The organism is Acinetobacter sp. YH16040_T (assembly GCF_024605785.1).
GTDB classification, from domain to species: domain Bacteria; phylum Pseudomonadota; class Gammaproteobacteria; order Pseudomonadales; family Moraxellaceae; genus Acinetobacter; species Acinetobacter amyesii.
The window spans coordinates 1,274,336-1,294,116 of record NZ_CP094541.1 but is presented as its reverse complement, the minus strand read 5'-3'; the positions used below and the strand labels follow the sequence as shown (position 1 = coordinate 1,294,116).

Annotated in this window: 20 protein-coding genes; 13 read left to right on the top strand and 7 right to left on the bottom strand. The window is 39.8% G+C overall.

The features are described from left to right. Window positions 1-172: 172 nt before the first annotated feature. Window positions 173-2,317, bottom strand: a complete 2,145-nt coding sequence (locus MST16_RS06290; RefSeq protein WP_180010403.1) for an MFS transporter — start codon at window positions 2,315-2,317, stop codon at window positions 173-175. A 205-nt stretch (window positions 2,318-2,522) separates the two neighbouring features. Between MST16_RS06290 and MST16_RS06285 the strand changes: the two genes are divergently transcribed. Next, window positions 2,523-5,171, top strand: a complete 2,649-nt coding sequence (locus MST16_RS06285; RefSeq protein WP_373683929.1) for a Lon protease family protein — start codon at window positions 2,523-2,525, stop codon at window positions 5,169-5,171. A 183-nt stretch (window positions 5,172-5,354) separates the two neighbouring features. On the opposite strand, the gene grxD is transcribed toward MST16_RS06285, so the two are convergent. Further along, on the bottom strand, window positions 5,355-5,696 hold the full coding sequence (gene grxD, locus MST16_RS06280; RefSeq protein ID WP_067762767.1) for a Grx4 family monothiol glutaredoxin: 342 nt from the start codon (window positions 5,694-5,696) through the stop codon (window positions 5,355-5,357). 198 nt (window positions 5,697-5,894) lie between these two features. Here grxD and MST16_RS06275 point away from each other — a divergent pair, with 198 nt between their 5' ends. Beyond that, window positions 5,895-7,106, top strand: a complete 1,212-nt coding sequence (locus tag MST16_RS06275) for an aspartate aminotransferase family protein (protein ID WP_180010405.1) — start codon at window positions 5,895-5,897, stop codon at window positions 7,104-7,106. Window positions 7,107-7,173: 67 nt separating this feature from the next. On the opposite strand, the gene MST16_RS06270 is transcribed toward MST16_RS06275, so the two are convergent. From MST16_RS06270 to surE, 3 genes are all read right to left on the bottom strand, one after another. Next, window positions 7,174-8,103, bottom strand: coding sequence for a LysR family transcriptional regulator (locus MST16_RS06270; RefSeq protein ID WP_180004878.1), 930 nt, complete (start codon window positions 8,101-8,103; stop codon window positions 7,174-7,176). Window positions 8,104-8,195: 92 nt separating this feature from the next. Then, on the bottom strand, window positions 8,196-9,026 hold the full coding sequence (locus MST16_RS06265) for a peptidoglycan DD-metalloendopeptidase family protein (protein WP_180010411.1): 831 nt from the start codon (window positions 9,024-9,026) through the stop codon (window positions 8,196-8,198). Between the two features lie 114 nt (window positions 9,027-9,140). Further along, window positions 9,141-9,914, bottom strand: coding sequence for a 5'/3'-nucleotidase SurE (gene surE, locus MST16_RS06260; RefSeq protein ID WP_078190173.1), 774 nt, complete (start codon window positions 9,912-9,914; stop codon window positions 9,141-9,143). A gap of 116 nt (window positions 9,915-10,030) precedes the next feature. Here surE and MST16_RS06255 point away from each other — a divergent pair, with 116 nt between their 5' ends. The 7 genes from MST16_RS06255 to MST16_RS06225 all read left to right on the top strand — a co-directional run bounded on the left by MST16_RS06255 (window position 10,031) and on the right by MST16_RS06225 (window position 14,481). Next, complete coding sequence (locus MST16_RS06255; protein WP_168377836.1) at window positions 10,031-10,405, top strand: MCR_0457 family protein; 375 nt, start codon at window positions 10,031-10,033, stop codon at window positions 10,403-10,405. 226 nt (window positions 10,406-10,631) lie between these two features. Then, window positions 10,632-11,018 (top strand): MCR_0457 family protein, encoded by a 387-nt coding sequence (locus MST16_RS06250; RefSeq protein WP_180010406.1) that lies wholly within the window; start codon window positions 10,632-10,634, stop codon window positions 11,016-11,018. Between the two features lie 118 nt (window positions 11,019-11,136). Continuing rightward, window positions 11,137-12,285: a D-alanyl-D-alanine carboxypeptidase PBP5/6 gene (dacC, locus tag MST16_RS06245; RefSeq protein WP_078191838.1), complete on the top strand. Its 1,149-nt coding sequence runs from the start codon at window positions 11,137-11,139 to the stop codon at window positions 12,283-12,285. Window positions 12,286-12,388: 103 nt separating this feature from the next. Continuing rightward, window positions 12,389-12,931 carry a gamma carbonic anhydrase family protein gene (locus MST16_RS06240; RefSeq protein WP_180010407.1) on the top strand — a complete coding sequence of 181 codons (543 nt, stop codon included), beginning with the start codon at window positions 12,389-12,391 and terminating at the stop codon, window positions 12,929-12,931. 200 nt (window positions 12,932-13,131) lie between these two features. Then, window positions 13,132-13,527: a transposase family protein gene (locus MST16_RS06235; protein WP_257245633.1), complete on the top strand. Its 396-nt coding sequence runs from the start codon at window positions 13,132-13,134 to the stop codon at window positions 13,525-13,527. Continuing rightward, window positions 13,475-13,945, top strand: coding sequence for an IS5/IS1182 family transposase (locus tag MST16_RS06230; RefSeq protein WP_039254797.1), 471 nt, complete (start codon window positions 13,475-13,477; stop codon window positions 13,943-13,945). The genes MST16_RS06235 and MST16_RS06230 overlap by 53 nt, the downstream gene beginning before the upstream one ends. After that, complete coding sequence (locus MST16_RS06225; protein WP_257245700.1) at window positions 13,942-14,481, top strand: hypothetical protein; 540 nt, start codon at window positions 13,942-13,944, stop codon at window positions 14,479-14,481. The genes MST16_RS06230 and MST16_RS06225 overlap by 4 nt, the downstream gene beginning before the upstream one ends. 35 nt (window positions 14,482-14,516) lie before the next feature. Here the strand turns inward: MST16_RS06225 and MST16_RS06220 are convergent, their stop codons facing one another. Further along, entirely contained in the window at window positions 14,517-14,987 is a 471-nt protein-coding gene (locus tag MST16_RS06220) for an IS5/IS1182 family transposase (protein WP_039254797.1), read from the bottom strand. Further along, window positions 14,935-15,330, bottom strand: coding sequence for a transposase family protein (locus MST16_RS06215; protein ID WP_071851480.1), 396 nt, complete (start codon window positions 15,328-15,330; stop codon window positions 14,935-14,937). Before MST16_RS06215 ends, MST16_RS06220 begins: the two co-directional genes overlap by 53 nt. Window positions 15,331-15,901: 571 nt before the next feature. On the opposite strand from MST16_RS06215, the gene MST16_RS06210 reads away from it, so the two are divergent. The 4 genes from MST16_RS06210 (at window position 15,902) to hflD (ending at window position 19,753) form a co-directional block, all read left to right on the top strand. Further along, window positions 15,902-17,067, top strand: a protein-coding gene (locus MST16_RS06210; protein ID WP_180006168.1) for an IS3 family transposase whose coding sequence is annotated in 2 segments (ribosomal slippage) — window positions 15,902-16,160 and window positions 16,160-17,067 — 1,167 coding nt in all. Because the reading frame shifts where the segments join, the coding sequence is not laid out codon by codon here. Window positions 17,068-17,382: 315 nt separating this feature from the next. Then, window positions 17,383-17,868 carry an NUDIX hydrolase gene (locus MST16_RS06205; RefSeq protein WP_180010414.1) on the top strand — a complete coding sequence of 162 codons (486 nt, stop codon included), beginning with the start codon at window positions 17,383-17,385 and terminating at the stop codon, window positions 17,866-17,868. 4 nt (window positions 17,869-17,872) lie between these two features. Beyond that, window positions 17,873-19,009: a tRNA 2-thiouridine(34) synthase MnmA gene (mnmA, locus tag MST16_RS06200; protein ID WP_168379207.1), complete on the top strand. Its 1,137-nt coding sequence runs from the start codon at window positions 17,873-17,875 to the stop codon at window positions 19,007-19,009. 12 nt (window positions 19,010-19,021) lie between these two features. Beyond that, window positions 19,022-19,753, top strand: a complete 732-nt coding sequence (hflD, locus tag MST16_RS06195; RefSeq protein ID WP_078190181.1) for a high frequency lysogenization protein HflD — start codon at window positions 19,022-19,024, stop codon at window positions 19,751-19,753. The last annotated feature ends 28 nt before the right edge of the window (window positions 19,754-19,781 follow it).

Here is a 19,781-nt window from a genome sequence, read left to right as displayed (position 1 = left end):
TGTTTGAATACTATAGGGATTTAACATGCAAAGTTCAATTTAAGTCTAGAGCACATATACCGCCTTATTTCAAATATCCTTGTCCAAAACCGTAGACCTGCTTAGGCTATTTAACAGCTTAGAATAAAAAAGCCCACTCAAACTGAATAGGCTTTTTTTAAGTTAAATTGAATTATGAATTGGATTTTTGTTCATGTTCTCTCAATAGTTTGGCGACCCAAACCACTAAAATTAAAATCGGAATACCAATTAAAGTCGTCATCAAGAAAAAGTTTGGATAACCGATATTGGTCACAATCGTACCTGAGTAACCGCCTAAAATTTTAGGGGTTAAAGTCATTAATGAACTAAAGATGGCATATTGAACCGCTGTGAAAGAAACACTGGTCAAGCTCGATAAAAATGCAATAAATGCCGCGCCTGCAAGACCTGACGCCAAGTTATCGACAATGATCGCGAAATATAGCCACAGCGAACTATAAGGCTTAATGACCTTACCTTTGATGTCCACATTTTGTTCAGCACTAGCCAAATTAATCGGTTGAATATCAACACCAAGCACACCCGCCATATTGGCCGCTGTATTCACTTGATATGCTAAATCGACACTCTTTTTCACTACATCATTTTCTAGGAGTTGAGCCGTTAAAGTTTTTTGCTTTGCTGTTTCGAGCACTTGCCCTGGAATTGCCGCACTAAAAACACCGGTTTTATCAAGCTTCGCGTCGAATGGTTTAGCATCCAGAATAATTTGAATTTTTTGATTTTCTTTTAACTCGCCAGCCAAGTATTGTCCACGTACCACGATACTATTTGCAGTCTCTTGAGCTGAAATCGTGTTATCTGAAGTCACTGGCAGCAACATCATTGCTGAGTTTGAAAAAGCATTATTCAGATACGGCAAACTCACCTGTACTGGATGCTGACTCTTCGACTGATAATCCGCACTGACCTTAATATTTTGATCTGCAGCCAAGACTGCTTTTGGAATTTGAACTGACCAAGCACCCGTGTCATCCGGTGTCGCTGTATATTGCTGCCCTGCTACATTGACAGTGACATCACTCAATGGCTGACCTGATTTGACCAGACCGATAAAAATCAAGTTTGTTGAACTTGCTAGAATCGCACCGACAAACATCAATTTCATAATGTTCATGCGCTGCGCTAGCAAACCGCCAAGAAAGCCACCAACCAAGCTAAATATCACACCATAGACTTTTACAGCTTCAGCAATCTGCTCTTTGGTGAAGTTTAAATCTTGATAAAACACATTGGAAATGACGCCAGCGATAATATCGGAAATACGGTAAAAACCAATGAGTAACAACAGCACTAAAGCCAGTTTTAAACCATAGCGCTTAAAGAAATCAGCAACTGGATTGACCCAAGTTTCAAATGCCATCTGCTTATTTACAGCACCTGATTTCACCAAAACTGAACCGATACCAAAAGCGATAACAGCTGAACCAATAAAGCGCACAGCCTCTAAACAGAACAATGCAAATGAGTCTGAAATTTGCCACTGCTCTTTCAAGCTTTCAACTGCCACACCTGAATAGATATAACTCAAGACAAAGGCAACCACCGCAGCAAAGAATACAGCAACTAAACGATAATAGTCGGTCCGTTTATAATGCTTTTGTACACGGTCAACCTGCGGCTCACGTATCGATAAAGTTGTGATAATACCGATAGCCATCACAGCAGCCATTGCAAGGTAAGTATATTTCCAAGCTTCATAAATATAGTTACCTTTGGCCGTGCCTAAATATGCAGCCAAAAATAACGCCCCTGCACCTGCCACGATCATGCCGATACGATAACCTGCATTATAGGTCGAAGCTAAAACGGTCTGCATTTCAGTTTCAGCCAACTCAATACGATAAGCATCAATCACAATGTCTTGCGTTGCGGCAGAAAAACCTAGTAATACGGCTCCAGCAGCCATTTGGTAAATATAGCTTTGTCCTAAAGCTGGGTCTGAAAATGCCATGATACAAATTGCACAGATAATGAGAACTTGAGCGATCAACAACCATGCACGGCGCCGTCCGAGTTGTTTGGTTAAAAATGGCACAGGTAACTCATCAATTAATGGCGCCCAAACAAACTTAAACGAATAGCCAAGCGCTGCCCAACTAAAAAAAGTCACTGCACTTTTATCAATTCCTGCTTCACCTAACCAAAGCGATAAACTGGAAAAGATCAGTAAAATTGGGATACCGGCCGAAAAGCCAAGAAAAAGCATAATCAGCGCACGTCGGTCTAAAAATGCAGTAAAAGCAGATTTCCATCCTGAAGCTTGTGTTGTCATGACTCAGTTATTTTTGTCAAAATCGAATGTTGCTATTCAAGCGCTTAATGACAACGGTTTCAACAACATTTATGAAATCATTGTTTTATTTTATCGATATTTCGCATGCTGTTGCTTGATCTTTGGCATTAAACCTGTATACCTTAATTACATATCTCTATTCTTTAGTTTTTTGGATTCAACAGTGACCCAGCGACTTGAACAAATTCACTCTTCTTTATCAACCACCATTAATGAAACCAACACAAAAAACTTAGCAGAAACAGTAACGACACTAAAGAGTGCTTTTGATCAACCCGAAATACAGAATACTTTAACTAAAACCCAGTTGCAGCCGCTTCAGCTGACGCATACGCCTGAGCTTAAAAAAATACCGACGTCTACCAAGCGGATCAAACCACTTAATGACTTTTTAGGACAAGATCGTGCCCGAGCTTCGGTCGAGGCTGGCATTGCATTACCCTATTCAGGCTATAACATTTTTGCTGTAGGTACCGCAGGCTTAGGTAAGCGCACCATGATTAAGCGCTTATTACAACAACACGCTAAAAATATGCCAACGCCTTCAGACTGGGTCTATGTCAATAATTTTAAATTTCCGCGCGAACCGATTGCGCTAAAACTTCCTTCTGGTCAAGCGACAAAGTTCCAAGCGTTATTACATCAAAGTTGGCAAACCATATTAAAACAGCTTGAACGTCGCTTCACCGCAGAAACCTATCACAATCGTATTGAAATGATTCGCCAACATGCTGGTGATGAACAACATCTTGCTTTAGTTGAATTAACCCGAGAAGGTGAAGAGCTCGATCTTAAACTGATTTCTCAGGATGATGACCATTGTTTCGTTCCCGTGCATTTGGTCGATAACAAATACCAAGAAATGTCCAAAGAAGACATCAATGCACTAAGCAGTAAACAACGAGCTGAAATTGCGTCAAACGTCCGTTATATGGATAAAAAACTTGAACGCCTTGGTCTACATCTTGGTGATCTTGAAGATGACGCACGCGATAAAGTTCAGGTTTTAAACCGTGAAATTGCTAAACAAGTTGTAATGCCGCGTATTGATCTAATTCAAAATAAATTCAGCATGGTTGAAGGCTTGGAAGATTATCTGAAGCAATATGCAGATGACATCATTCAAAATGTTGAGTTTGTGCTTGAGCAAGAAGAAGATGACTTTACACCCGGCCAATTTAACCGCGTGCCATCTCGCTACCAAGCAAACATCATCGCCACACATAAACCAAATGCTGGTGCGCCAGTTATTTTTGAAGATTTCCCTACCCATTACAATTTGTTAGGTCATGTCGAACAACTGACTCAAAACGGCACCATCACCACAGACTTTACGTTAATCCGTCCCGGTGCATTACATAAGGCCAATGGTGGTTTCCTCATCTTGGAAGCGGAACAACTTTTAGAGCAGCCTTATGCATGGCAAGGTCTAAAACGTGCATTAAAGTCAGGACATTTAAAGCTGTCGTCACTTGAGCATATGCTTACGCTGACTGGCAGTATTTCGATTGAGCCAGAAGCTATTGATTTAAATATCAAAGTGATCCTGCTTGCTGAACCTGATATTTATTACGATATTTTAGAACTCGAACCAGAACTGGGCAGTGTCTTTAAAATTCGTGCCGATTTTACCGATACATTACAACGTAATGACATTAATGAGCAGGCATATATGCAGCTGATTGCTGACTATGTGCAAACAGACAAACTTCTGCCGTTTGACCGTACAGCACTTGCTGCACTGTTAACTGATTCAAGTCGTCAAGCTGAAGATCAAAGCTCTTTGTCATTACATGCCCTCACCTTAGGTGATTTGATTCGTGAAGCACATCATCATGCAGCACTTGCTGGCGATAAAATGGTGACAGAAACACATATCAACACCGCTCTTGATCATCGTAAATACCGTCTAGGCTACTTACGTGAATTATATTGGCAAGATCTTACTCGCGGTACACAGTTAATCGAAACCAAAGGTCATCGATTCGGGCAGATCAACGCCCTCTCTGTGATTCAATATGCTGATGTTGAATTTGGTTTACCGTCACGTTTAACGGCTTCGGTTTATCAAGGTGGCGGCGATATTTTAGATATCGAGCGTAGTGTAGAACTCGGTGGTTCTTTACATGCCAAAGGCGTCCTGCTGATGTCGAGTTTCTTAAAGGCACACTTTGGTCGTGAACAAATTTTACATTTTTCTGCTGCCCTTGCCTTTGAGCAAAGCTATGGCCAAGTAGATGGCGACAGCGCAACTGTTGCAGAGCTTTCAGCTCTTATTTCCGCTATTAGCCAATTACCGATCGATCAATCTTGGGCAATCACTGGCTCCATGAACCAATTGGGTCAAGTTCAACCGATTGGGGGTGTAAATGCCAAGATTGAAGGCTTCTATGATGCATGTAAATTACAAGGGTTAACAGGCAAGCAAGGTGTGATTATTCCACGCCAAAATATGCAGCACTTAATGTTACGCAAAGATGTGATTGAAGCTGTGCAACAAGGTCAATTCCATATTCACGCCATAGATACCATTGACCAAGCATTAGAAATTTTGATGGCGCGTCCAGTAGGCACTCTTGATAAAAAAGGTCGTTATAGCAAAGGCTCAATCTACGCTGCTGTCATGGAGCAACTTGAATACTGGCAAGCGATTGAAGATGGTGCTGAGTTTGAGGAAGAAGAGCCAAAGAAAAAGAAAAAAAAGAAGAAGTCAAAAAAGAATAAAGATAAAAAGGCAAAGAAGTCTGAAGCTCAAGACAGTACTGCTAAAAATGGGACTGCTGAAAACGAGCAACGTGTTGAAGAAAGTCCGACTGAAGACAATCCGTCATAAATCTTCGATGAGTTTATTCATTTGTTGATTTTTCCACCACCCTTTGTGCTTTAAATGCGTATGGGGATGGTGGAAAAACGCATAAACCACGACTTTTTTGATAAATAAGTCATAAAAAAAGCGCCTTAAAGGCGCTATTTTTTATCTGTATCCAATGATTAAAATCATCAAATACATATCCAATTAAGCTTCAGGAGCTGGGCTATATTGTTCAACTAAAGGTTGTAATTCACCTTTTTGGAACATATCAAGCATAATGTCGCTACCACCGATCAACTCACCATTGATCCATAATTGTGGGAAAGTCGGCCAGTTTGCAATTTGTGGAAGAGTTGCGCGAATATCTTGATTTTCAAGAATATTTACATAAGCAAACGGACGACCAATTTGACTGAGCGCTTCTACTGCACGCGCAGAGAAACCACACTGTGGAAACTGTGGAGTGCCTTTCATGTAAAGTAGAACTGCGTGTTTAGCAATTTGGTCACGAATTAACGCTTCTGTATCGCGTGCTTGTTCAGTCATTGATATATCCTCAATAAATCTGCTTCGCATTATACCCAAAACTGAGTAAAACAATATGACTAAAGCAATATTTCACGTTTTATTTACATTTCAGCTTTTCAAGTGAGTCATATTTTGCTTATATAGACCTCTTGATGCTCATATATATATGGCGTCTCCTCTATATTATTTCAATCACCTGACAAATTAGAGTTAGTCATGAATAACATTACCCTTGCCCCAGTACAAACTGATCAACCATCGCACTTGATGCCAGTCTTTGGCCGCCAACCGATCAGCTTTGTCCGAGGTCAAGGTGCTCACCTGTATACCGCAGATGGCACAGAATACTTAGACGCACTGACAGGGATAGCTGTTTGTGGTTTAGGTCACTCACATCCTGCAATTACAGCTGCAATTGCTGAACAGGCAGCGACCCTTATTCATACCAGTAACTTATTTGAAGTGCCTTGGCAAACGGCTGCTGCGCAAAAATTAGCTGAAGTTGCGGGTATGGAAGAAGTTTTCTTCTCAAATAGTGGTGCAGAATCAAATGAAGGTGCAATCAAAATTGCACGTAAATTTGGTCATATGCAAGGTGTTGCAAGCCCTAAAATTATTGTTGCTGATCATTCATTCCATGGTCGTACCATGGCAACCTTATCTGCAACAGGTAACAAAAAAGTTCAGGAAGGTTTTGGCCCACTGGTTGAAGGTTTCATTCGTGTGCCTTTCGGTGATATTGAAGCAATTGAAGAAGCTGCAATTCACCACCCTGACATCGTAGCGATTTTGGTTGAGCCGATCCAAGGTGAAGGTGGTGTAAATACTGCACCTCAGGGTTTTAGCTACCTAGAAGAAATTCGTCAAATCTGTAATCAGCACAACTGGTTAATGATGCTTGATGAAGTGCAAACAGGTAATGGTCGTACAGGTAAATACTTTGCGTATCAACACACTAATATTGTTCCTGATGTGCTAACTACAGCTAAAGGTCTGGGTAATGGCTTCCCTATCGGCGCAGTTATGACTCAAGGTCGTGGTGTTGGCGTTTTAACAGCGGGTAACCACGGTTCAACTTATAGCGGTACAGCATTAGGTTCACGTGTGGTTTATACCGTGATTGATACCATTCAAAAAGAAAACCTTGTTGAAAATGCTGCAAATATGGGTGCGTATCTTGTTGAGCAATTCACAGAGCAACTTTCAGAGCAAAACGTGACTGTTCGTGGTTTTGGTTTGATGGTCGGTATTGAATTACCAAAAGCATGTGGCGAACTTGTGAATATTGCTCGTGATGAGCATCACTTGATTATTAACGTAACAGCAGGCTCAGTGATTCGTTTATTGCCTACGCTGAATATCAATAAAGAACAAGCGGATATCTTGATTGAACGCATTGTTAAAATGGTGAAAAACTTTCTAGCGTAATTTGTGCCGAAAGTAAAAAAGCCGCTGATTGCGGCTTTTTTTATATCTTTTTAAACCTTTTTTGTTTTTATGAGGCTTCTTGGTATACACGTCCGCCTGGTAATTGACTGAAATACAATTTTAATGCATCTAGGCAACGATGAATTTTAGTAGGCTGTTGATCACGTTTAGACATCACCGCATATAGAGTAAATGATGGTAAACGCCATTCTGGTAAAACTTCAACAAGAGAACCGTTTAATAAGTCTTTTTGCGTATCTAGATATAATATTCTTGCAATGCCATGTCCTTGTTGACACATTGCTTTTGCAGCAAATACATTATTTGTTGTAAATCGGGAGTGCACATCCAATGCAACCTGCTCTTTCGTCACTGCATTTTCAAATGCAAAATGCTGAAAGTTTTTAACCAAATTTATTTGAACCATATCATGATTTTGTAAATCTTCTGGTCGTGTAATTAAACTGGTTTGGTTGATATAGCTTGGTGCTGCAACGAGAACTTGTTCAACATGTGCCAATGGCACCACATGAAACTGTTGATCATCAATTTTTGAACTCATGCGTAGCGCAATATCAATGCGGCCATCAATTAAGTCGATATATTGATTATCTGCTTCTAGATGAACGGATAAACCGCGATGTGCCGACATCCAATGTGACAATGCAGGAATCACATGATTCGCACAAATTTCTGGTGTCGATGCAATACGTAATTCACCGACTAAGTCGTCACGAAGTTCATTGATACGAATTTTGCCGCGCTCTGCGGCAGATAGCATCTCTTGGCAACTATGAAAAAAAGCTTGTCCAGCTTCTGTCAAACTTAACTTACGTGTTGAACGATGTAAAAGAATGACTTCCATATCCTGCTCTAGTGAGCGGATTTGCTGACTCACGGCACTCGTGGTAATACCTAACTCACGAGCAGCACCGCTAAACGAATTTTTTTCCACAACGCAAGCAAAGACACCCATTGCTCGAAGTTGATCTAACATAAATTTCCCTCATAAACTTATGAGAAGCTTCATCTTTCGATAAAAGCAACTCATTGTATTATACGGGGATATTTTGCTTTTGCATTATATATTTAATTATTTGGTAAAACTGCAGTTGGATTGATTGGTTTACCATCTAAACGCACTTGGAACTCAAGCATCGTGCGGTTGGTACCTGATGAACCCATCTCACCAATTTGCTGCCCTGCTTTCACAGTATCGCCACTTTTGACATTCATTTTACTGTTATGTGCATATGCGGTGATATAGCCATTAATATGCTTGACCAAAATTAAATTGCCGTACTCTTTAAGACCATCGGCGGCATAGACCACTTGACCATCAGCTGCTGCAAAAATAGGATCACCTGTATTACCTGCGTAACGTGTTCCTTTCACATTTGATGCTAAATTATAGCCTTGTAATACCGTAGGACGCGATACTGGACTCACCCAACGTAAACTTGAAGAACTGACCACAGGCGTTGGAACTGTAGTTCGCGTCACTGTCGATGGAGTGGTTGAAGCTTGAGTCACGGGCGCTGTTTGCGTTGGCATTGCAATCGTTTGGCGTTGAATTGGTGCCGCTTGAGTCATGGCTTGTGTAGACGTCGTACGACGAGAGCCACTATTTTTAAGGCGAATGGATTGTCCAACATAGATGCGATAAGGCTGGGCAATATCGTTCATTTCTGCGATGCTGACATAGCTCAAGCCATAGCGAGCTGCAATGCCACTTAAAGTATCTCCCGAACGAACTGTATAATAATCCGGAGCAGTCGCATAACGGGTCGCATTATTAATTTGTGGTTTTGACGCACAGCCAGTCATGACCAAAGTTGTAACCACAGCAGCAGATAAAACAAGGGTCTTAAATAATGCTGCAGGAGCGGTAATAACGCGATATTGTGACACCAGGGACATCATCTTCCTCACTAATAATTCAAATATAGTCATTATGAATGGGCTAAGATTAGCAAAAATCCACTCTAAAAAAGTTGCGGCATAACCATTTTCACAAAGTTATAACATTAATACTTAAGATTTAGATAACTCTGAGTGCAAGTTATTCAAAATCTCATAGTTTGTAGCATCCATTTGTATAGGCGTTACACTGACATAACCATTTGCAACTGCAAAGAAGTCTGATTCGATATGCGTTAAGCCTTTTTTAGGCTCTGCCACAGCCTCACCTGCCAAGCCAATCCAATAGACTTGACGACCACGCGGGTCTACATGACTGGTAATCGGTTTGGACTGTAAACGTCGCCCTTGATAGGTCACTTTAGTGCCTTGAAGTTCAGCGACATCTGGAATATTGATATTAAAAATATGTCGTGCAGGTAGCGCAGGTAAGCCATTGGCAATAAAGTCATGCACCCATTGTGCAGCTACGGCATAATCTTCAGGGTTGTTATAACTACGCACATTCGGCCCAGCCAAAGACACGGCTAGCGCAGGTTGTTTCATTAGACGACCTTCAAATGCGGCACCGACCGTCCCTGAATACAGCACATCATCACCCAGATTTGCGCCACTATTGATTCCACTCACCACCAAATCAAATTCAAAATCGAACAGACCATTCATTGATAAATACACACAGTCCGCAGGTGTGCCATTTACCGCCCACATATTTGGTGCAATTTCGACAGGTCGTAATGGTCGATCTAAAGTCAGTGCACTTGAAAAACCACTGCGTTCACTTTCAGGTGCAACAATCACCACACGACCGAGAGGACGCAATGCATGTGCTAAAGCTTGGATACCGGGAGCAAAAACGCCATCATCATTGGCAATTAATATATTCACAACTAAATTTCCATTACTAAAAAATTAAAAATGACTCGCAAGAACATTTTATTGAAATATATGAATAATTATATATATTTACATTTCAACATCCAGCATTAATGTGTGTGTACAAAATGAATAAAACCGTAGCACTTCGTGGTTTATTGGGCTTTGCTCTAGCAGCTTGCATGACTCAAACTGTGGTCGCAGACAATGACTTCACTCAAGAAGAAGCCAATACCATCGTAAAAGAAGATATTGCATCTGCACAAGTCATGTTAGAAGTATGCCCTGCGATTATTGGTCAAAATGCAAAATTTGATGCCAACATTCAAGCACTCACTAAAACATATCTTGCTGATTATTCTGATAAATCAATGACTTTAGAAAAACTACAGTCTGACAGCGAATATAAATCAGTTCTTGAAGAAGCACGTCAAGCTGCTAAAGAAACTGATAAAGCTGAACAAAAATCAGTTTGTGATGACGTTTTAAATTATGAAGGTTAATTGATCATTCAGATTTGGACGCCCTCTCAATAGGTTAGTCCTAATTGCATCAAACCTGCCAAAAAAGGATGACGCTTATAGCCTCATCCTTTTTTCTTTCACAATGTATTGATTTCTAAACAGCTTCAATACAATTTTCTACTGATCTCTACCCAAAATATGATTAAGCTTGGCTAATAAATTTTAGCTATTTGATATCTTTTAGGTTATTTAACAGGTTATTTAAATGAAAAACTTTTTTGTAAAATCTCTTTGTGCCCTTAGCCTTTCTGCTTTTGCGTTCACCACCATGTCTGCACATGCCGCAGATGAAAAAATTGAAGTGACTCCTACACCTCAAGTGACCAGTCAAGAACTTGCAGCTATTTATGTACTTTCTGAAGTTTGTCCAAAACTGGTGAATGACAAAGATCAGCCGAAGTTTGAAGCGGGTTATGCAAAATTAGCCAAAGAATATATGCCGAATGAAAAGAACCCTGTAAATGCCTTACAACAGCTCAGCAAACAAAAAAGTTTTAAAGAAGCTTTAAAAGAAGCGCAGTCTGATGCGAAGAAAGCTGGTGACAAAAAAAATGGTATGATTTGCAAAGAATTGACTGCTTACAGCAAATAATACCAATTGGTTACAATACTTTTAAAATAAGCGCTTGCACCCCATAGCAGTCCGCCTAGCTTTGTCCTAAAATGCTAGGCTCTTTGTGCTTATACCTAAGTTATTGGAACCACCCAGAATGACCCGAAAAACCGCCCTTGCCGCATTACTACTTGCACCTAGTTTTTCATTCGCGGCAACTGTCCTTTCTGCACCACCTGAATTAAATAATAAATCTTATGTGCTGATGGACTATGAGACAGGGCAAATCCTTGCTTCTAAAAATGAAAACGAAAAATTAGCTCCTGCTTCAATGACAAAAATGATGACCAGTTACATCATTGAGCAAAAGTTATTAAGCGGTGAACTAACTGAAAATGAAAAAGTACGTATGAATGAGTCGGCTTGGTGTCGCGGCAGCAGCACTGAGTCATGTATGTACGTTCCGCTCAACGGTACTGCAACTGCATTAGAAATGTTACGTGGCATTATCATTCAGTCGGGTAACGATGCTTCTAAAGCTATGGCAGAACATATTGCTGGCAATGAAGGCACCTTTGCCCACATGATGAACCAAGAAGCGAAACGTATTGGCATGGTGAATACTCAATTCATCAATGCGACAGGTATGCCAGCTGAAGGTCATTTCTCGACTGCCAAAGATATGGCGACTCTTGCGCAACATATCATTCATGACAGTTCAAAATACTATCCGATCTACTCTGAAAAAGAATTTACGTTCAATGGCATTAAGCAAGGCAACCGTAATGCCCTGCTTTATACTGACCCAAGTGTAGATGGTTTAAAAACTGGTCATACTGAAGAAGCTGGCTACTGCTTAACGACTTCAGCTAAACGTGGTCCTTTACGTTTAATTTCAGTGATCTTTGGTGCGCCAAGCATGAACGAACGTGCATCTCAAACACGTGAAATTTTAGCTTGGGGTTATGCAAACTTTGAAACTGTAAAAGTTCAACCTGCTAAACAAGTGCTTGCAAAAGCAAAAGTTTGGTACGGTAAAGACAATGAAGTTCAAGTAGGTCTAGCTGAAAACTTTAACGTGACGATGCCTAAAGGCGAAGCGAACGCCATTAAAACTCAATTGGTTGTTCAACCTAAATTGACTGCTCCTTTAAAACAAGGTCAAGTGGTTGGTAAATACGTTGCAACGCTTAATGGCAAAGTCATTGCTGAAAAACCACTTGTAGCTCTACAAAATGTCGAAGAAGCTGGTTTCTTTGCAAAAATGATTGATCACATCAAACAATTCTTTAGTAACTTATTCTAAATTTGATGAAAACTCGATATTAAGACTAAAGTGAAAGCATCTAGATTTCGGTCTAGGTGCTTTTTTATTTTATACTGCCTAAAAACCTGTAGATGACTTTCCTATGAGCCAAAACATTCGCCCTTATTTAGACACTGTTCCACGTATTGCTGACTCTTGCTATATCGATGAAATGTCAGTGGTGATTGGCGATGTTGTATTGGCTGAAAATGTCTCTGTTTGGCCATTTGCTGTGATTCGTGGTGATGTAAACCATATTCGTATTGGTAAAAACTCTAATGTGCAAGATCACTCAATGTTGCATGTGAGTCATAAAAAAGCCGATAAACCTGAGGGTTCTCCACTGATTATTGGTGAAGATGTGACGATTGGTCATCACGTGAAATTACACGGTTGTACCATTGGTAATCGTGTTTTAGTCGGTATAGGTACGATTATTTTAGATGATGTACTTGTTGAAGATGATGTGATGATTGGTGCTGGTTCACTTGTTCCACCAAATAAGGTTTTGGAAAGTGGTTATTTATATGTGGGCAGTCCAGTCAAAAAAGTCCGCCCACTAACCGATAAAGAAAAAGCATTTTTACCGTATTCAGCGCAGAATTATGTGAAGGTGTCGAATAATTATCTTGATCAAAATAAATAATATACGCATTCGTTTTTAGTTTTAACAGTTCCAGCTTATGTCTCAATGCTTCATTGACAGACAAATTCAAATACAGAGTAACTCTTTAATGTTGATTAAACCTTATACTTTATTAGATCTCTTTCATAAATCAAAAAACGATCTTATTTTTGGTTAATATTTGCACTCCGGATTTCTTAGCATTCGTGCATAATCTGCGGATGAAATACATCGATTCAAACAAGCTTTCTGATCCTCAGTTCAAGCGATACACAGGCATCTCATGGTCAACTTTCTATTTGATGGTTGAGCAATTGAAGAAACATGTCCCTGCCAAAGGCAGACCGCCCAAGTTAAGCCTGGAAGACCAGGTTCTGCTCTGTCTAAGCTATTGGCGGGAATACCGAACCTTATTTCACGTTGCGACGAGCTACGGGGTTTCAGAGCCCACAGCCTCAAGAATTGTCCATCATGTTGAAGACTGCCTGATTCGGTCCAATCTCTTTAATTTACCCAAAGATTTACCCGAGGGCGAAGGCATCGATTGGAATGTTGTGATCGTGGATGCCACAGAAATTCCAATCCAAAGGCCTAAAAAAACAGAAGAAAAGCTATAGCGGCAAGAAAAAGACCCACACTTTCAAAGTACAGGCCATCATTCATTATCAAACTCAAAAAATCCTGAGTTTATGTACGAGTCGTGGTGCCGTACATGATTTCGAACTCTTCAAACGTAACTTGAATCAGATTCCTGCAGGTGCATTTATCCTTGCGGATAAGGGTTATCAGGGAATTTATACAGTGTATCCAAATAGCTTGTTGCCATTAAAAGCAAAGAAGCGCTGTAAACTGGATTCCGAACTAAAAATCTATAATCAGGAAATCAATAAAAGAAGAATTGGAATTGAGCATGTATTTGGCAGTTTGAAAACCTTCAAAATTCTTGCTGAGCGATATCGCAATCGAGGCAAAAGACTAGCATTAAGATTCAATCTAATTGCTGGAATTTATAACTTAGAGCTGAGTGAAAAATGACTTATGAAAGAAATCTATTAATTACTAGAATATTTTTTGCAGGCGTAATTTTAACCTCTAACACTGCTTTTGCGAATTCAACGCAGTGTAAAGATGATTATGAAAAAATCATTGCCAAAGAAATTAAAGATATCGGCACAGCCTTGAATAAGGGTAATTATGCATTAATCACCGAAAAAACAGATTCATCTATTATCAATTATGCAGGTGGTAAAGATAAATATAATGCCATATTAGAACTTGCTGCAAACTCCTTTAAACAAAATAAAATATATGTCTCTCAAGTTGACACTCATCCTCCAAAACAAAGTTATATCATTGGTAGAAATGAGTTTTGTGCCATACCCAAACAAGTCACGATTTCTATGAATGGCCGAAAAATGACAGGTGATCTTTCCTTCATGCTTGCAGTACGTCCAATTGAAAGTAAGGAGTGGAAATACATTGATGGTGCGGGTCTGCAAAAGAATCCTGATATGATTTACACACTATTCCCAGATTTTCCTCGAGATAGTAAAATTCCCTTCATTGAATAAAAATTAAATATTTAACATTAGATTTCTTTCATAAGTCATTTTTCACTCAGCTCCAAGTTATAAATTCCAGCAATTAGATTGAATCTTAATGCTAGTCTTTTGCCTCGATTGCGATATCGCTCAGCAAGAATTTTGAAGGTTTTCAAACTGCCAAATACATGCTCAATTCCAATTCTTCTTTTATTGATTTCCTGATTATAGATTTTTAGTTCGGAATCCAGTTTACAGCGCTTCTTTGCTTTTAATGGCAACAAGCTATTTGGATACACTGTATAAATTCCCTGATAACCCTTATCCGCAAGGATAAATGCACCTGCAGGAATCTGATTCAAGTTACGTTTGAAGAGTTCGAAATCATGTACGGCACCACGACTCGTACATAAACTCAGGATTTTTTGAGTTTGATAATGAATGATGGCCTGTACTTTGAAAGTGTGGGTCTTTTTCTTGCCGCTATAGCTTTTCTTCTGTTTTTTTAGGCCTTTGGATTGGAATTTCTGTGGCATCCACGATCACAACATTCCAATCGATGCCTTCGCCCTCGGGTAAATCTTTGGGTAAATTAAAGAGATTGGACCGAATCAGGCAGTCTTCAACATGACGGACAATTCTTGAGGCTGTGGGCTCTGAAACCCCGTAGCTCGTCGCAACGTGAAATAAGGTTCGGTATTCCCGCCAATAGCTTAGACAGAGCAGAACCTGGTCTTCCAGGCTTAACTTGGGCGGTCTGCCTTTGGCAGGGACATGTTTCTTCAATTGCTCAACCATCAAATAGAAAGTTGACCATGAGATGCCTGTGTATCGCTTGAACTGAGGATCAGAAAGCTTGTTTGAATCGATGTATTTCATCCGCAGATTATGCACGAATGCTAAGAAATCCGGAGTGCAAATATTAACCAAAAATAAGATCGTTTTTTGATTTATGAAAGAGATCTATTACTACTTTATTAAGCAAGTAGTTTTGAAAAGCAGTAATGTTAAATCTCTAACAACTCGGTTAGTACTGAGCTAAAACTATAATTTCACTAACTAATAAAACAATACACTTTTATTTATTTAACAATTTTTCTTACTATAAACAAAAGAAAATATAACTGTATCACTCATATCATATGTAATTGACTCTACAGAATAATCCCAACCAAATGTTTCTAATAAAGATTTGCAAATAACATTCTTTACAGAATCTGATTTTGCATATTCTTCTAACAAATATATTTTATCTTTTGGAAATGTATAATTATCCATCTGATATATTAATTTAATAGTTGCACCATCTCTGTATATATCTTTCCAAACTGTATATGCATTATTTTTCTTTGGCAGCGTTTGTTTAACGTCGAGAATTGCATCATGATGTGTGCTTAAAAAACAGGAGGGTTTAACTTGGTAAACTATACATACTCATTAGGAGTTTACCATGAGCAAGAAACAGAAGACTTACACCGCAGAATTTAAAGCTGAAGCCATAAAAGCCATTGAAGAGAACCAAGGTAATGTATCGGAATCCGCTAGACAACTTGGCATTTCAATGCAAACCCTTTCGAACTGGAATAACAAAGCAAAGGCTGGAACTTTAGCAGGCACAAAACAGTATTCGCCCGATCTAAACGCCTTACTCGAAGAAAATAAGAAGCTTAAACAACAGCTCAAAACAGCTGAAATGGAACGTGAATTTTTAAAAAAGGCAGCAGCGTACTTTGCCAAAGAAAGTCAGTGAGGTACGCCTATATGAAATCGCAAAGCCACTTATTTCCGATTATTTTAATGGCTCGATTACTTCGTGTATCCGTTTCTCGCTTTTATGATTGGCTAAAGCGAGGCATGAGTAAAAGATCAATTCAGCGAAATCAGCAGACAATTTTGGTCAAAATAGCCCATGAAGAAACCAAACAAAGCTATGGCTATGTTCGATTAACCAAGCATTTACAAGCGCAAGGTATCAAAATAAGTACGTATGCTGTGCGCCAAATAAAAAAATCAAATCAGTTGTATTGTAAGCGCCATAAGCGTTTCAAAAGAACCACGAACAGTGATCACAACCGTTCTATTTATGACAATTTACTCAAGCAACAGTTTTCAATGACGAAGCCTAATCTTGCGTGGTCGAGTGACATTACCTACATTTGGACGGCTGAGGGCTGGTTGTACTTGGCAGCTGTCAAAGATCTTTACACGAAACAGGTTGTTGGCTATAGCTTAAATGAGCGCATGACAGCCAAGCTTGTTTGTGATGCATTGAATATGGCTATTCGCAATCAGAAACCTGCTAAAGATCTCATTGTACATTCAGATAGAGGCAGCCAATATTGCAGTAATGAATATCGAAACTTACTTGAGAAATTTGATTTTCAGGGTTCAATGAGCAAAAAAGGCGACTGCTTTGATAATGCACCGATAGAGAGTTTCTGGGGCATACTCAAAAATGAACTAGTCCATCATCGCAACTACAAAACAAGGGAAGAAGCCAAAGCGGATATTACAAAATATATAGAGTTATTTTATAATCAGGGAAGAATTCAAAAAGGCTTGGATTTTAAGACACCAAATCAAATGGCAGAAGACTTTTATCGGTTAGCTGCCTAGAATCTCCCAAGTGAAAGTCTCCTGCTAATTCAGCACACATCATCATCTACAAGCAACAAATTTTCATCAGCACCGCTTTTTGCAGTACAACTAACCATTAACATAACAAATATAAATAAACTTAGTATTTTCATCTAATTCTCAAAATAATTTTCAGTGTGAAGATATGTACAATGGATTTATCTTACAAGATTCCTCCACGTTCTTCTTACTTCAATATTGAAACGCATCTCAAGGAAATTAAGAAAAAAATCAATCATAGCCACCGCTCCCTAAATTTTGTAGAATAGCGTTTTTACCCCATGGTGCTTTTCTATGACCGCTTGGACTGCTCATGTCACTGTTGCTACAGTCGTTGAAAAAGACGGAAAATTCCTATTTGTTGAAGAACATACAGAAGGTGTGACCCATACTGTATTTAATCAACCTGCAGGTCATGTTGAAGCTGGCGAAACCATTATTGAAGCCGCCATTCGAGAAACCATGGAAGAAACAGGTCATGATGTAGAAATCACGAACCTCCTAGGCATGTATACTTATACTCCTCCGATGTTCCCTGATCGTACTTATTTCCGTTTCTGTTTCTTAGCTAAGGACATTCAGTACCATTCCGATGCACAGTTAGACACAGGTATTGTCGGTGCAGTATGGATGACGCTTGATGAACTCATTGAGTCTGCCCGTGCGCGCAGTCCATTAGTGATTAAAGCAGTGCAAGATGCTCTTTCAGGTCAAAAATTTCCTTTATCGCTCATTTACGAGCACCAAAATTCTCCCTTAATTTCAAATTTGGATGCTTAATCCTATGCAACAACGTGTCATCGTCGGTATGTCTGGTGGTGTAGATTCTTCTGTATCTGCAGCACTTTTACTTCAACAAGGTTATCAAGTTGAAGGTCTTTTCATGAAAAACTGGGAAGAAGATGACGGCACGGAATACTGTACGGCAATGGAAGATCTTGCCGATGCTCAAGCCGTTTGTGACAAAATTGGTATCAAACTTCATACCGCAAACTTTGCGATGGAATATTGGGACCGTGTCTTTGAGCATTTCTTAGAAGAATATGCCGCAGGTCGTACACCAAACCCAGATATTCTCTGCAACAAAGAAATTAAATTCCGCGCATTTCTAGACCATGCTGTCAACTTAGGTGCTGACTTTATTGCGACAGGCCACTATTGCCGCCGTGGTGAAACGCTAAAAAATTCACGTGGTGAAGAGTATGCACCTCTACTGCGTGGTCTAGACAACAACAAAGACCAAACCTATTTCCTACATGCAGTGCATGGTCGTGAAATTAACAAAACTTTGTTCCCTGTGGGTGAAATTGAAAAACCACAAGTGCGTAAAATCGCTGAAGAATTAGGTCTAATCACCGCGAAGAAAAAAGATTCAACAGGAATTTGCTTTATTGGCGAACGTCGATTTAATGACTTCTTAAAGCAATATTTACCTGCTCAACCCGGAAAAATCGTCCTAGACACGGGTAAAGAGGTTGGTGAACATCACGGCTTAATGTACTATACGCTCGGCCAACGTGGTGGCATCGGTCTTGGTGGTCTAAAAGGTGCTGAAGAAGGCGCTTGGTTTGTACTGCATAAAGATATCGAAGGTAATCGCCTAGTCGTTGGTCAAGGTCATGAACATCCACTCATGCAAAGCACCATTTTATGGTCTGAAGCGATTGATTGGGTGGCTGGTGAACAAGAGATTCCTGAATCAGGCTTCCGCTGCACAGCGAAAACTCGCTATCGTCAGCCTGACCAAGACTGTACAATATTTAAAGACCCTACAGCGCCAAATGGTGTGCGTGTCGAATTCGATGAGCCACAACGTGCTGTTACACCGGGTCAAAGTGTGGTGTTCTACACCGGTGAAGTTTGTTTAGGGGGTGGTGTGATTCATCATACCAATGCGCCTAAACCGGATTTTATTGAATAAGGATTGTTTCGGATGACAGAGTTACCGTTTCAACAGCCTCAGACTCTGAATACTCGCCAAAATCGTGCATTGGCGTTAGCTGCTGTTTTTCAAGCGACACAGCTGACCCACATGACTGCATTGACTGGGCAACAGAGTATCGGGGAAAGCGGTAACTTTTATTTTGAACATCTCATTAAAGCCAGTTTAAATATCCGTCCTAAGTCGAATCAGTCTAGTCAGACGCTTGATTTTTTTAGTGGCTTGGCGGATATTTCGCTGGGATTAAAAACCTTAGAAAGTAGCATTACTCAACCCTTCAATACATCTCCCAAATCTAGACTTCCTAAACTTGCCAATACTAAGCTACCCATGACGTATGCGATGGCGTTATTGCAGTTAGAAAAGAAAGTCTATAGCAATCCTAAATTTGTCGAAATCATCGAACAATCCCAACAAAAAATTCTAAGACAGCTTTCCTTTTTTGATAATAATTATTTACATCCAAGTATCATTGCCAATTTAGCGCAAACCTATATTGAAACTGCTGGCCAAATTAATCCACGTATTATGGTTCGTGGTAATGCCGAAGCATTTAAAGACACCTCTCATACCAATCGCATTCGCGCCACCTTATTTACCGGCTTACAAATGGCACATTTATGGCGTCAGCTCGGTGGTAGCTCATGGGGTATGATTTTCAGTAAGCGCAAGCTACTACAAGATATTCAAGATCTTGCCCGTTTACAGTATCAGGTGGTTTAACTGATGCAGTACAGGCTTTTTGTTTTAC

Bases quoted from the DNA above. Each gene is read 5' to 3' on its own strand.
- MST16_RS06270 (WP_180004878.1), bottom strand. From the start codon at position 8,103: ATGTTAGATCAACTTCGAGCAATGGGTGTCTTTGCTTGCGTTGTGGAA.
- mnmA (WP_168379207.1), top strand. From the start codon at position 17,873: ATGCAACAACGTGTCATCGTCGGTATGTCTGGTGGTGTAGATTCTTCT.
- MST16_RS06240 (WP_180010407.1), top strand. From the start codon at position 12,389: ATGAGCCAAAACATTCGCCCTTATTTAGACACTGTTCCACGTATTGCT.
- MST16_RS06265 (WP_180010411.1), bottom strand. From the start codon at position 9,026: ATGTCCCTGGTGTCACAATATCGCGTTATTACCGCTCCTGCAGCATTA.
- MST16_RS06290 (WP_180010403.1), bottom strand. From the start codon at position 2,317: ATGACAACACAAGCTTCAGGATGGAAATCTGCTTTTACTGCATTTTTA.
- hflD (WP_078190181.1), top strand. From the start codon at position 19,022: ATGACAGAGTTACCGTTTCAACAGCCTCAGACTCTGAATACTCGCCAA.
- MST16_RS06235 (WP_257245633.1), top strand. From the start codon at position 13,132: ATGAAATACATCGATTCAAACAAGCTTTCTGATCCTCAGTTCAAGCGA.
- MST16_RS06220 (WP_039254797.1), bottom strand. From the start codon at position 14,987: ATGCCACAGAAATTCCAATCCAAAGGCCTAAAAAAACAGAAGAAAAGC.
- MST16_RS06275 (WP_180010405.1), top strand. From the start codon at position 5,895: ATGAATAACATTACCCTTGCCCCAGTACAAACTGATCAACCATCGCAC.
- MST16_RS06250 (WP_180010406.1), top strand. From the start codon at position 10,632: ATGAAAAACTTTTTTGTAAAATCTCTTTGTGCCCTTAGCCTTTCTGCT.
- MST16_RS06215 (WP_071851480.1), bottom strand. From the start codon at position 15,330: ATGAAATACATCGATTCAAACAAGCTTTCTGATCCTCAGTTCAAGCGA.
- MST16_RS06225 (WP_257245700.1), top strand. From the start codon at position 13,942: ATGACTTATGAAAGAAATCTATTAATTACTAGAATATTTTTTGCAGGC.
- dacC (WP_078191838.1), top strand. From the start codon at position 11,137: ATGACCCGAAAAACCGCCCTTGCCGCATTACTACTTGCACCTAGTTTT.
- grxD (WP_067762767.1), bottom strand. From the start codon at position 5,696: ATGACTGAACAAGCACGCGATACAGAAGCGTTAATTCGTGACCAAATT.
- MST16_RS06205 (WP_180010414.1), top strand. From the start codon at position 17,383: ATGACCGCTTGGACTGCTCATGTCACTGTTGCTACAGTCGTTGAAAAA.
- MST16_RS06255 (WP_168377836.1), top strand. From the start codon at position 10,031: ATGAATAAAACCGTAGCACTTCGTGGTTTATTGGGCTTTGCTCTAGCA.
- MST16_RS06230 (WP_039254797.1), top strand. From the start codon at position 13,475: ATGCCACAGAAATTCCAATCCAAAGGCCTAAAAAAACAGAAGAAAAGC.